10 protein-coding genes are annotated in these 12,307 nt (G+C 69.0%); 2 read left to right on the top strand and 8 right to left on the bottom strand.

The window, feature by feature from the left end; translation table 11 throughout:
• Positions 1–226: 226 nt before the first annotated feature.
• Both AB0M65_RS36500 and AB0M65_RS36495 read right to left on the bottom strand, forming a co-directional pair.
• Entirely contained in the window at positions 227–1,084 is an 858-nt protein-coding gene (locus AB0M65_RS36500) for an alpha/beta fold hydrolase (RefSeq protein WP_364038575.1), read from the bottom strand.
• A 27-nt stretch (positions 1,085–1,111) separates the two neighbouring features.
• Entirely contained in the window at positions 1,112–2,017 is a 906-nt protein-coding gene (locus AB0M65_RS36495) for a GAF and ANTAR domain-containing protein (RefSeq protein WP_364038577.1), read from the bottom strand.
• Positions 2,018–2,578: 561 nt separating this feature from the next.
• Between AB0M65_RS36495 and AB0M65_RS36490 the strand changes: the two genes are divergently transcribed.
• On the top strand, positions 2,579–4,006 hold the full coding sequence (locus tag AB0M65_RS36490) for a PP2C family protein-serine/threonine phosphatase (protein WP_364038572.1): 1,428 nt from the start codon (positions 2,579–2,581) through the stop codon (positions 4,004–4,006).
• Positions 4,007–4,012: 6 nt separating this feature from the next.
• Here the strand turns inward: AB0M65_RS36490 and AB0M65_RS36485 are convergent, their stop codons facing one another.
• From AB0M65_RS36485 to AB0M65_RS36465, 5 genes are all read right to left on the bottom strand, one after another.
• Positions 4,013–4,567 carry a cysteine hydrolase family protein gene (locus AB0M65_RS36485; protein ID WP_364038569.1) on the bottom strand — a complete coding sequence of 185 codons (555 nt, stop codon included), beginning with the start codon at positions 4,565–4,567 and terminating at the stop codon, positions 4,013–4,015.
• Positions 4,568–4,636: 69 nt separating this feature from the next.
• Complete coding sequence (locus tag AB0M65_RS36480) at positions 4,637–5,464, bottom strand: acetylxylan esterase (protein WP_364038566.1); 828 nt, start codon at positions 5,462–5,464, stop codon at positions 4,637–4,639.
• Between the two features lie 169 nt (positions 5,465–5,633).
• Positions 5,634–6,818 (bottom strand): cysteine desulfurase-like protein, encoded by a 1,185-nt coding sequence (locus tag AB0M65_RS36475; RefSeq protein ID WP_364038563.1) that lies wholly within the window; start codon positions 6,816–6,818, stop codon positions 5,634–5,636.
• Positions 6,819–6,898: 80 nt separating this feature from the next.
• Entirely contained in the window at positions 6,899–8,878 is a 1,980-nt protein-coding gene (locus AB0M65_RS36470; protein WP_364038560.1) for a peptidase S8/S53 subtilisin kexin sedolisin, read from the bottom strand.
• Between the two features lie 259 nt (positions 8,879–9,137).
• The gene (locus tag AB0M65_RS36465) at positions 9,138–9,938 is read right to left on the bottom strand and encodes a sulfite exporter TauE/SafE family protein (protein WP_364038557.1); all 801 of its coding nucleotides are present in this window, start codon (positions 9,936–9,938) and stop codon (positions 9,138–9,140) included.
• 91 nt (positions 9,939–10,029) lie between these two features.
• Between AB0M65_RS36465 and AB0M65_RS36460 the strand changes: the two genes are divergently transcribed.
• Entirely contained in the window at positions 10,030–10,803 is a 774-nt protein-coding gene (locus AB0M65_RS36460) for a helix-turn-helix transcriptional regulator (RefSeq protein WP_364038554.1), read from the top strand.
• Positions 10,804–10,893: 90 nt separating this feature from the next.
• Here AB0M65_RS36460 and AB0M65_RS36455 read toward each other — a convergent pair.
• On the bottom strand, positions 10,894–12,307 hold a 1,414-nt coding region (locus AB0M65_RS36455), incomplete at its 5' end, for a tetratricopeptide repeat protein (RefSeq protein WP_364038551.1).

Below are 12,307 nucleotides of genomic sequence, written 5' to 3'. Positions count from 1 at the left end.
CCCTTCCTTGCGCTAGGCGCAAGGAAGGGGGCCTTCCTGTACTGGGGAAGGTGTGAAGGTCGAGTTTCTTCGGCTGAGCCGAGGGATGGGGTCCTTCACGCGCCGCCGTGGTGACTGGAGGTGCTCAAGGAGTCCCTCAAGGACCGGCCACTACCCGGCTCACCCGCCGTAGGTACCTAAAACACCCTTCGCCAGAACGACCCAAATCACTCTCGGCGTTGTGACGTCAGCTTCCGGCGGGTCCCCACCGGCCCACTTCCGCGGTGAGCCAGCGATGGAGGGAAAAGGCCAGTTCGACCGGCGCGTCGTACTGGATAAGATGCCCGGCGCCGTCGATGACGTCCAGAATCGCACCGGGAATGGCGGCGGCGAGCCGTTCCGCGCGATCGACCGGGATCCAGGTGTCGTCCGCGCCCCAGATCACCTTCACCGGCAACGCGAGTTCGGGATAGCGGTCCTGGATCTCGTCGGTGTAACGGACGTCCGCCTCGGCGATCTGCCGGTAGAAGGCGCGTTGCCCCTCCGCGTCCAGCCAAGGAGCGGTCAGCGTGGCCAGCTGAGCGTCGGTGAGACCCTGATGGGAGGCCGTCCCGATGTAGGACTCCAGCGCACCTCGATGCACCGTCGGCGGCTGCGCTTGGAAGACCTCGGAGTTCTCCGCGACGAGCCGGAAGAACTCCGAACCCCACGGCCGCAGTGCGACGACGTCCACCAGCGCGAGCGACGCGTATTCGGCGCCGTGCAGCAGTTTCGCGCGCAGGGAAACGGCGCCGCCGTAGTCATGGGCGATCACATGCGGGGACGTGAGCCCCCAATGCCCGAGCAGATCGGCGAAAAGCTCGCCCTGTGTCCCGAGATCGACGGCGTGGGCGGGATCCTTCGACGACCGTCCGTACCCCGGCATGTCCCAGATGTGGACGGTGAACTCGCGGCTGAGCGCCCGCGCGAAAGGCGCCCACAGTTGTGCCGACCACGGTGTCCCGTGGCAGAACACGACCGGGGCGCCTTCGCCGAGGCGTTCCCACGCCACCGAACGACCACGCCACTGATACGTCCGCGTCAACTCCAGTTCGCCGGATCCCATGATCACGATCGTACTGGCTTGCCGGACTCAGTCGGGCAGATGCAGTTCCGTATGGCGTTTGGACAGCATCTCCGCCAGTTCCCGGAGTTTGACGTTCATGTTCTGTGAGGTGTGCCGCAGTACCTCGAACGCCTCGGCCGCGTCGATCCCGCGCCGCGCCATCAAGATGCCCTTGGCCTGCCCGATCGCGTCGCGGCTGTCCAGCGCCTGCTGGAGCTGTTCTTCCTGGAGCTGGCCACGGGTGACGGCGTGCGTCGTCGCGAGTGCCAGCGACGCGTGTGTCGCCAGCAGCAGCAACACGTCCCGGTCTGCACGCGCGATGCCGTGCGGAAGCCGTGAATAGACGTTCAGCGCGCCCGAAAGCTGCGAACTCGACGCGTCCGGCAGCAAAGCCGTCGACACCAGCGAGTGAAAACCGAGCGTCGCGGCGGCCGGCCCGAAACGTGGCCAGCGGGTGTCTTCGGCGAGGTTGTCGCTGAAAGCGGCCGCCGGCCCCGAAGGCCGTGCCGCTTCGACACAAGCACCTTCGCCGTACTGGTATTGAAGCCGGTCCAGTTCGTTGGCGATCTCGCCGGTCCGCACCGGCGTATGGAATCCGCCGTCGGGATCGAGCAAGGTGACGCTGACCAGATCCGCCCCCGGCACCAGGTCACGGGTCGCGAAGACAACCCGTTCAAGCACCGCCGCGACCGAGCCTGAATCCAGTAAAGCCCTGGTCAGAGATACGAACTGGGTAACCAATGGCCCGGCGGCAAGCCGGGCGCCACTCTCGGAGGTCACTGGCAGATCGCCGTCGCCGATACCTTCGACGAATCGGCTCTTCTCCTGCTGCCAGTCGCTTTCATCAGCCAAGGCCCGCCTCTCCCACTCCTGCACATCGGCGTGATGCACCACGGGAGTCACCGGCGGGAACCGGCGCCGAGCGCGCACCATCAACCGCCGCAACCAACCCGGTTACCGGCGGATCGGCGCTAACTTCTCAACGCTCAGAACCGCTTTCGGAAGCCGACCTTAGCCGAATGGGATCGCCTCACCCACCGCGGCCCACGTTCCGCGTCTCGAAACGGTGTCGTCCCCGAAGCCCGCGTAGCGCCGCCGAGACCGCCGCGACTGTCTGAGCAGGCCGAGACGAAGGGGAGAGCCGCGTCGCGCGCGGAGATCCTTCAGCTGATCGAGACGCAGTGGAAAGTGGTGGCGCTCTTCAGCACCAGCACCGGGGCCCTCTTCGGTTCGCACTGTCCTCGCCGGGCCGGATCCCGCTGGTGCTGATCCAGCCCTTCACCTCGTACGTCCTGTGCGCCCGCTCGACCGCGCGTCCCTCTACATCAGGACCCGCGTCTCGTGCCGGATTCCCGGCGGGGTCGGCTACGAAGCCTGGTTCGCGGGCTTTCCTGTTCTGAGCGGGGACCATCTCCTCGGCGGCCGGGTCATGTTTCACCCGGCCGCCGGGTTGGTACCCCTTCAGAAGGTGCCGAGATCCCGGGGGTGATCGCCATGACGTCGCTTCCCGCTGAGGAGCAGCGCCGGATTGTCGCTGCGTGCTTCGCGCGGACAGGACTCACTCTGAAACAGCTTTGGCTGAGATACTTCGCCCTCGGTGGTGACGTCGGCGAACTCGAACTGGACGCCTTCCTGCAGGGCTTGACGACACTGCCCAGGATCCAGCGGGACATGGTCGCGCACGCGGTCAACGAACGGCTCGACGAGGTCACCGGCACCCGCCGCGCGCCGTACAGCACCGTGACCGGCGAGGACACCGTGCCTCGCGGGCCACTGGCCGCGTTGGTGGGGCTGCTCGCCGGAGCACGCCGCGCGCCGCCGGAGCGGCTGCCCGCGGTGATCGCCGCGGCGAGCCGGGCACTCGGCCTCGACGTGACGGTCTATCTCGCCGACGACAACCAGCGGCTCCTGATGCCCTTCCTGACCGAAGAAGCGGCCGAACGGGTGCCGCTGGCCATCGATATCACCACGGCGGGTTCGGCCTATCAGCACTCCGGCAGCGTGCTCACCGAGGAACAGGACGAACCTCGGCTGTGGATGACGCTGCTGAACGGCGACGAGCGGCTGGGTGTCCTCGAGCTCGTGCCCGGCAGCGAAGCCGACCTCCGCGATCCGGCCCTGCGCGACCAGTGCCGCTGGCTGGCGACGCTGTCCGGCCAGCTGATCGCCAGCGCCACGCGATACGGCGACGGGCTCGACGTGGTCCGGCGCCGTCACCGGCGCGGCCCGGCCGCGGAGCTGCTCTGGCAGAACCTGCCGCCGCTGACCGCGGCGACGCGGACCGTCGTGGTCGCCGGCGGTCTCGAACCCGCCTACGACGTCCGCGGCGCCGCCTTCGACTACGCCCTCTCCGAATCGACGGCGTGGCTGGCGATCTTCGACGCCGGACGCGACACGGGGTCGGCGAGCCTGGCTGTCTCGACGGCACTGGCGGCCTATCGGTCCGCCCGCCGCGAAGGCCTGGGCCTGCGTGGCCAGGAAGCCGCCGTCGACAAAGCGCTTTCGGCGCGTTTCGGTGACGCTGTCCCCGTCCGCGGCACGCTGGCCGAACTGAATCTCGCCGACGGCGGGCTCCGCTGCCTCGAAGCGGGCCGGGAACCGCCACTCGTACTCGGTGGCGGTCACGGACCGTCCATAATGGACGAGGGGTGCCGCCCGCCGTTCGGCGAAGGCTCGCCCGCGCGGATCGCGACCACCTGGCTGCGGCCCGGTGATCTCCTGGTCCTGCACACCGAAGGCCTTTCCGGTGCACGCGCCGCCGGGGGCGAACGGTTCGCGTTCGCCGACTGCGTGGACCAGAACCGCGGACAGGTGCTGCCCGAAACCGCCCGTCGCGTGCTTCAGGCGGCGAAGTCCCATTGCGGCAACACGTTCAGCGGCGACGCCGTCCTGTTGCTCGCGCGATGGTCGGGCCCGCTGTGAGACGGCTCAGCCGCCGAAGTCGACCTTCTCGGTCTCGACCGTCCCTCCCTTCCTGCCCGGCGCCGCCTGATACCGCCAGTACAGATTCGTATGCGCGATGACCTGCTCCGGCGGCGGCGCTCCCCACGCCGACTTGTCCCCGGTCGTATGCGCGTCGCCGACCAGCGTCGCGTCGTAGCCGCGGACCAGGGCGCCGTGCAGTGTCGAACGGATACAGGCGTCGGTCTCCGCGCCGACGACCACGAGCCGCCCGACACCGCGTTCGGCCAGCACCTTCTCCAGATCGGTGTCCTCGAAGGAATCTCCGTAGGACTTTTCGACGAGCGGCTCGGCGTCGTCCCGGGTCAGCTCGCCGACGATGCGCCACTCCTCGCTCCCCCGCACGAGTCCCTCGTCGGAATGCTGCACCCAGACGACGGGGACGCCTTCCCGGCGCGCCCTGCCGACGAGACCGCCGATGTTCGCGATCACGGCTTCGCGCTCGTATCCATCGTCGACGACGCCGTTCTGGACGTCGACGACCAGGAGCGCGGTGTTCGGCCGGTTGTCGAGTGTGGTCATGACGGAATGTCCTTTCAGGTCAGCCTGCTGCGGCAGACCCTAACCCCACCCACCGACAAGAACCGGCGCTCAAGCCCCGGGGACGGCCAGTGCCTTCGCGTTGCGCTGGACGTCGGACCACGCCCCGTCCCGGCACAATCCGCAGGAAGCGCCGAAGAACACCGCACGGGCGCGTTCGTCACCGGAGAGCCAGAACCGGAACCACGCCGTGATCGCGCCCCGGAATCCACCGCCGTCACCCACCGGCGTGAAATGGGTCGCGTTGCCGAGTTCGCCGTAGATCGCGGGGATCTGCTCGGCGGCGCGGTACCGCGGGATCACCAGCAGAGCCGGGATGACGATGGTGTCGAACTGGCCGCCGAGGAAGAACGAAGGGCCCTTCAGCGCCGAGGCAAGGCCTTGCGGCCCCGGCTCGATCGGGATCGTGGTGGTGACGCGGGAATCCGCGCCGGCGGCGATCGCCCCGCCGCCGCCCTGGGAGTGGCCGGTCGCGCCGATGTGCGCGGTGTCGATCTTCCCTTGGTAGCGGCTGCCGGGGCGGGAGTTCTCGGCGATCAGGGTCGTGGCACCGGCCAGCATCTCCGTGCCGGAGCCCGCGTTCGGTGTGTCGGCCGCGGCGACGACGAAACCGTGGGAGGCCAGGTGCCGCAGCAGGCCGTCGTAGGTCTTCGGGTTCGCGCCGGTGCCGTTGCCCCACAGGATCACCGGATGCCGCTCCAGTCGTGACGGCCGGTACACCGTATGCGTGCCGTCGAGCGCCTCGACGGTCACCGCGTAGGGACCCGGTTTGCCCCACTCGTCCGCGATCTCCGTCGTGGCCGACGCGGCGGGCGTGACGCCCACGGTCGCGAGCGCGACCATCCCGGAGAGCAGTGTCCGCGTGCGAAGTGCACCCATGGTGGTCACCCGTCCCGTTCCGCCCGGGCCCCGTTGCCCGCGACGTTCCCCTCCCAGAGTGTCGGTTCGGTTACCGTACGTCCATGGGGTCGATCACAAGATCGGGTGGACCGGGATTGTGACCGGCCCCAAAGACCGGGTGTCCACCTTGGACGGTCAGCTGAAGGTATTACGGCCGCAGGAACGACGACAGCCCGTCCAGCAACCTGTCGACGTCCTCGGCGTCCGTGTAGGGCGCGAGCCCGGCCCGCAGCGCGGGGTCGTCCAGCTTCAGGGCGGCGAAGACCTCGTAGGCGTAGAAGGAGCCCGCCGGCGCGACGATGTTTCGCGAAGCCAGGTGCAGCTGAGCCTCACGCTCGCGGCCACCCAGGCTCATCAAGAGGGTCGGGGTGCGGTCTTCGGCCTTGCCGTGGACGGTGATCCCGTCCAGGCCCCCTTCCAACCTGGCGCGCAACGTGCTTTCGTGGTCGTGCAAGGACTTCAGCGAGTTCGTCAGCTGGTCCCGCCGCGATCCGGCGGTTCCCGGGTCGATCGCGGCGAGGAAATCGACGGCGGCGGTCGCGCCCGCGAGCGTTTCGTACGGCAGGGTCCCGAATTCGAAGCGCTCGGGCACGGTATCGGGTGACGGCACGAGTTTGTCCGGGTCGAGGGTTTCGAGGAGTGCGGGCGACGCGCCGAGCACCCCGCAGTGCGGGCCGAGGAATTTGTACGGCGAGCAGACGAAGAAATCCGCGCCCAGCGCGGGGACGTCCACCAGATCGTGCGCGGCGTAGTGCACGCCGTCGACGAACAGCAGCGCCCCGGCTTCATGGGCCAGCTGCGCGATCCGCCGGATCGGCGGCTTGGTGCCGAGGACGTTCGAGGCCGCCGTGACCGCGACCAGCCGCGTCCGTTCGGTGAAGGTGACGAAATCGAGGTCGAGGTCGGTGGTTTCCGCGTCGATGCCGATCCAGCGGACGGTCGCCCCGGCCCGTTCCGCTGCCTGGACCCACGGGCGGACGTTGGCGTCGTGATCCAGCCTGCTGACGACGATCTCGTCACCCTTGGTCCAGGTTTTCGCCAGATGCCGGGAAAAGTCGTACGTCAGCTGAGTGGCGCTGCGGCCGTGGACGACACCTTCCACCGGCACGTTGAGGAAGTCGGCATAAGCGGTACGGAAACCCGTGACCGCTTTCTCGGCGTTGAGTTCCGACGGGCTGACCTGACCGCGGTTGGACAGCGGACCGGTCATCGTCGCGGCGACGGCCTCGGCGACGGGACGGGGAGTCTGCGTCCCGGCCGGTCCGTCGAAGAAGGCGGTTCTGCTCGCGAGGGAGGGAAAGTGGGTTCGGAGGGCGGCGACGTCGAAGGCCATGACCTGACTCTGACATCGGCGAGGGACCGAGTAAACGCTTCGTGGCCGGAACTTCCGCCCGGCCACGAAGCGTCTCGGGCTCAGTACAGCGTCAGTCGGTACGCGCCGGACTGCGCGGTACCCGCGAACAGATACCGGCCGTCCGCGCTGATCGCCAGCGACAGCACCCGGCTGTCGGGCAGCGCGCCGGGCAGCGGTGCCCAGGTGCGGCCGAAGTCCGTGCTGCGCAGCACGCCGTTCCCGGTCGCACTGCTCGCGAACCACACCCGGAAGTCGAACGGATGCGGCAGGATCCGGCTGATCTCACGCGGCTCCTCGCCGTCGCGGACCCGGCGGAACGAGCGGCCGTTGTCCTCGCTGAGCAGCAGCCCGGCGCCACCTGCCAGCACGCGGCCCCAGTGGCTCACCGAGATCGAGCTGACCGGTTCCTCCGAAACGCGGGTCCACGTCTTGCCACCGTCGTCGGACCGGGAGAGGCCGTCGGAATCGCCGCCCCAGACACGGTTCGCGTTCCACGGGTCACCGGCGAGCGCGATGAAGCCGTTGCCGGGCGTGAGCTTTTCCCAGGTCTTACCGGCATCGCCACTGCGGTAGAGCACATAGCCGCTGGGAGCGAAGGCGGAGACCAGGAGCCGGTCCGGGTCGGCCGGATGGGCCAGGATCGTCCTCGGGAGGCCTTCCATCGACTTCTTCACCAGCTGCCAGCTACGGCCGCCGTCGCCGCTGCGCAGGACGTCGAGCGCGAACCCGTTCCGGGTGACCTGCCAGACGACGTCCGGACGGCTCGGCGAGACGGACAGCCGTGCGTCTTCGTGCAGCCGGTCGGTGGGATGCGACTGCCAGTCCCTGGTCGCCGCGGTGACCTTGCCACGCGGGAGCGGGGTGTTGTAGATCTCCTGGACACCGGCCGCGACGACGTTCTCGCGCAGCAGGTTCCCGGTCGTCACGAGGTCGCGGATGGACTCGCCGGGCACGCCGAGCTGCTGGTAGCCGCTCTTGCCGCCGTCGGCGTAGACGCCCCGGTACACCGACGAGATCAGCGTGGTGGCGGGTTTGCCCTGTCCGGCCGGGAGTTCCAGCATGTCGCTGACGCCCTCGCCCGCCGCGGGCACCGGTTTGCGGGTCCAGGTGCGGCCGCCGTCCGCGCTGACGTCTATGTCGTTATACGTCGCGACGTACAGGCGTCCTCCGACGAAGTGCGGTTCACGCAGGGGCTGACCGCCGGGATCGCGGCGCAGCACCGTCCAGGTACGGCCGCCGTCGGTGGAGCCGTGCAGTTCGGGGCCGACCGTGACCACGAAGCGTTTGCCGTCCGAGGCGACCTGTCCGATCTCGCCATGGGCCCGGTAGACGAGTTCGGCCTTCGGCTCCTTGCCGCTGACCCCACGGACGACCCACAGCGCGTACTCCGGAAGGACCGTCGTGAAGTAGGCGTCGTCACCGACCAGGGTGAGCTTGAGCCCGCCGACCGGGGCGGCGTTCCCCTCCCGCGGCCAGGTCCGCGGTACGTCGTTCCAGTTCTCGCCGCCGTCGGTGCTGACGCTCAGCGAATCGAGGTTCTGCACCACGACAACGCGGCCGGCCGGGTCCGTGGCCAGGCCGAAGGCGCCGTCGGGATACCAGTCGCGCAGGGTTTCCCAGGTCTGGCCGCGGTCGGTGGTCCTGAGCAGCATGCCGTTCCACTCGCCCTGGATGCCGGCGGGTTTGTTGCCCACCGCGAGCATCCGGTCCGGGTTCACGGGATCCGCGAAGAAGCCTTGGATGGCGGTGTAGTCCGGCAACCCGCGCCGCGCGGTCCACGAGGCGCCGCGATCGCCGGAGAGCCACAAGACCGGCGGGCTCGGCTGCATCATCGCGAGCCCGGCGGGTGAAGTGGCCAGCAGCCCGCCGATGCTGTTGGGGCCGACCGGTTCCCAGCCACCCCGCGGCAACCCGGTCGCGTTCACGTCCGTGGCTGCGGGGGCGGGTTCGGCCGTGGCCGCGGACGTCATCCCGGTGGTCCCGAGAACCGTCAGCAGCCCGAGAACGAACATGCGTTTGGTGATCGATCTCAGCTTCATGCGGAGGATCTTGGCGCAAAAGAGCGCGGAGGTACAGAGATTCATCCGATCTTTACTGTGCGTACCCATTGGGCCTGCCGCTTGCCAGTAGGCGTATGCCCTTGTCAAGACTTGACTTTCCCCTGGGTTGGTCCGCACTCATCGGATCACTGTCGGCGGTGGCGTGCTGGTTCGCGGAAAGGGGCTCTGGGGTGTCCCGCCCGGCAATCCCGGTATCTCCGCGACATGGTGCCGCCGGTGAGGGTCTTGCCCTCCTTCGTCAGCGCACGACGATGGCGATCAGGGCGGCGCCGAGCAGGGCGAGGTACGCGATCGCGTGCGCGCGGTCCGGGATCCGCCCGACGACGCGCCGCGTCACGGCGATGGCGGGCAGCGACCCGCACAGCAGCGCGCCCGCGGCCACCAGGTCGATGTAACCGAGATGGGCGGCACCCGGCGTACCCGGCGCCGCGAAGGCGTAGACGGCGGTGCCGATCGCCGCCACCGGCAGGCTCAGCGGGTTCGCCAGCGCGGTCGCCTCCGCCATCGGCAAACCCTTGCGCCGCAGCAGGGGCACAGTGAGCACGCTGCCCCCGACGCCGAGAAAGCTCGCCACGGCACCGATCCCCGTCCCGCCCGCGGTGGTGGTGACACCGCCGAGTGCCCGCGGCAGGACGTCGGGTTCCGTGCTCACGAACCCTTTCCGGACGACGCTGTCGCCGATGGTCAGCGCGAGGTAGGCGACGAAAAGCCAGCGAAGGAGGCTTTCGTCGGCCACGGTGGCGGCAAGTGAGCCGAGGACGGCACCCAGGCCGATGAACGCGATGAGCGGCCAGAGGTAGTCCCGGCGCAGCCGTCCCGCCCGCAGTTGCGCGAAGGTCGCGCTTCCGGCGTTCACCACCATCACCGCCGTCGAAGTGGCCACCGCCATGTGCATCGCGCCGAGGCCATGCGCCGGATCGGCGAGCGCGAAGGCGTAGACGACGGGCACGGTGATGAACCCGCCGCCGAATCCGAATCCGACAGTGGTGACACCGCTCAGGCAGCCGAAGCCGAAGAGCACCGCGATCTCGATCAGCACAGCTCGCACGGTAGGCGCTCCCGGCGCGGCGGGCATTCGAAAGGACGACACTTTCTTTCGCGTAACGGACAGCGCGGGTAATCTCGGTGACGTGCGTGACATTCCCATCGACGAGGTCGACCACCTCGATCGCGCCGTGGTGGCGATCCGCACCGACTACCCGCCCGGGCACCGGATTCCCCCGCACCGGCACCGGCGGGCACAGTTCCTCTACAGCGCGACGGGGTCGATGCGGGTCGAGACGGCCGACGGCACCTGGACCATCCCGACCCGGCGCGCGGTGCTCGTCCCACCGGAAACCGGCCATCAGGTCTTCACGACGAGTGTGAGCACCCGAAGCCTCTACATCGAGCGGAAGGCGGTGCCGTGGTTCCCGCGGCGCTGCCAGGTCGTCGAGGTCTCCCCGCTGCTCCGGGAGCTTCTGCACACGGCCGTCGACCTCCCGCCGTTGTACTCCCCACGCGGTCGTGACTCCGCGGTCATCGGCCTGATCCTGCACGAGATCCGCCGCTCCGCCCCGATCCGGCTCGACCTGCCGCTGCCGAAACACGAACGGCTGCGTGCGCTCTGCGAGTCCTTTTTGGACGATCCGGACATCCACGATCCGGTCGGGCACTGGGCTTCCCGGCTGCACGTGAGCGAACGGACACTGAACCGGCTCTTCACCGCCGAAACCGGGTTGAGTTTCGCCCGCTGGCGGCAACGGGCCTGCGTCCTGCACTCACTGTCGCTGCTGTCCGACGGCCGCCCCATCGCCGCGATCGCCGCCTCTCTCGGCTACGAAAGCCCGGCGGCGTTCTCCACCGTGTTCACCCGGCTGCTCGGCACCTCGCCGAGGGACTATCGCGCGGCCACCGCGGGCTGAACGCCCGGGTATCGTGATTCCGGTTCCCCTGAGCGGGAAAGAGGGGGGGTCATGATCTTCACGGCTGGTCGGAACTGGGCGAACTCGCCGTCAAGTAGCCCGCTGGTCGATTCCCGTTCCCCGCCGGAATTCCTCCCGCGCCCGGACCTCGCCCACGTCATTCGAGACAAGTCGCGGATGCACTCGCCGGGCCCGGTGCCATTCCTGTTCGGCACTCGCCCCTTCACCGAGGGCGGCGTGGACGTTGCCGAGTCCGGTCACCGCCCGGCTCGTCTCGTAACTGCTGCCACACCGTTGGGCACGGGAAAGGGCGTCCGTGTAATGACTTGCCGCGTCTTGATGACGACCGGCCCGGTAGCAGGCCCAGGCAAGGGTGTTCGCCGCCATGGCGGCGTCGAGATCGAGGCTTAGTTCATCGAAGATCTCCACCGCCGCGATGGCATGGTCAGTCGCTTCGCCGTACCGCCGGAGCGCGGTTTCGACCAGGGAAATCCCTCGAAGGGTAATGGCCTCGTTCCGCCTGGACCCGTGTTCCCGATAGAAGGACAGCGCCGCCGAGAAGTCATTGAGCGCGGTGTGGTGGCGGCCCCGGTAGTGACTGACCCAGGCGAGATGGGCGCGCGTCGTGGCCGTGCCGTGGCCGTCGTCGAGCTCACGGAAGATGTCGAGCGCGGTGCGAAAATGGGTGGCGGCCTGGTCGCGGTCACCGCGGTCGATGAGCGCGACGCCGAGATTGTTGTGAGTGACCGCTTCGGCCCAGGCGTTGTGGCCGTCGCGTGCCGCGTCGACGGCGAGCCGGTGGGTCGAGATCCAGGTGTCCCACCTCTTGTCGAGGAAATAGAAGCTGCGCAGCAGATACGCCAGTTGCCAGCATTGCTCGTGGAATCCGTGGTCGAGGGCGACGCCCACCAGCGCGGCGAGCGTCTCCGCCTCCTCGATGATCCACCGCAGTGCCTCGGCCTGGTCACTGAACCGTTCACCGTCGAGCGACGGGGAAGGAACGGCCAGCGCGGGCCGGTAACGGTGGGGGGCGAGAAAGAGGTCGACCGCCGCGACGGCGCCCAGCGCGGCTTCGAGCAGCCGTCCGAGCGCGGCCCGCTGGTCTTCCTCGGAGACCGCTGCCAGCGCGGTCTCCGAAGCGAACGTCTTGAGCAGGTCATGGATCCGGTATCGACCTCGGACACGTTCTTCGAGCAGGCTCGCCTCGCACAACCGGCCCAGCGCGCGTTCGGTGTCCCTCGGCTCGGCCCCGGCGAGCGCGGCGACCGCGGACAGCTCGAACTCGGCCGCGGGATGCAGCACCACCAACCCGAACAGGCGCCGCTGCTCGGCGGGCAGCTGCCGGTAGGAGAGGTGGAAAGCGACCTCGACACCGCGTTCGCCGTCGTCGCGTTCCCGTAACCGGACGGCCTCGTCCGCCAGCCGGTCCTCGAGATCGGCGAGACCCCAGGCGGGATTGGCGTTGCGGCTCGCGGCCGCCCGCCCCCCCCCCCCCCCCCCCCCG

Source organism: Amycolatopsis sp. NPDC051071, assembly GCF_040682875.1.
Classification (GTDB): Bacteria; Actinomycetota; Actinomycetes; order Mycobacteriales; family Pseudonocardiaceae; genus Amycolatopsis.
Note: the sequence above shows the minus strand (reverse complement) of the source record. Positions and strands in the feature narration are given on the sequence as shown.

Excerpts from the sequence above, each read along its gene's own strand:
- AB0M65_RS36500 (WP_364038575.1), bottom strand. The coding sequence starts at position 1,084 with ATGGGATCCGGCGAACTGGAGTTGACGCGGACGTATCAGTGGCGTGGT.
- AB0M65_RS36495 (WP_364038577.1), bottom strand. The coding sequence starts at position 2,017 with ATGGTGCGCGCTCGGCGCCGGTTCCCGCCGGTGACTCCCGTGGTGCAT.
- AB0M65_RS36490 (WP_364038572.1), top strand. The coding sequence starts at position 2,579 with ATGACGTCGCTTCCCGCTGAGGAGCAGCGCCGGATTGTCGCTGCGTGC.
- AB0M65_RS36485 (WP_364038569.1), bottom strand. The coding sequence starts at position 4,567 with ATGACCACACTCGACAACCGGCCGAACACCGCGCTCCTGGTCGTCGAC.
- AB0M65_RS36480 (WP_364038566.1), bottom strand. The coding sequence starts at position 5,464 with ATGGGTGCACTTCGCACGCGGACACTGCTCTCCGGGATGGTCGCGCTC.
- AB0M65_RS36475 (WP_364038563.1), bottom strand. The coding sequence starts at position 6,818 with ATGGCCTTCGACGTCGCCGCCCTCCGAACCCACTTTCCCTCCCTCGCG.
- AB0M65_RS36470 (WP_364038560.1), bottom strand. The coding sequence starts at position 8,878 with ATGAAGCTGAGATCGATCACCAAACGCATGTTCGTTCTCGGGCTGCTG.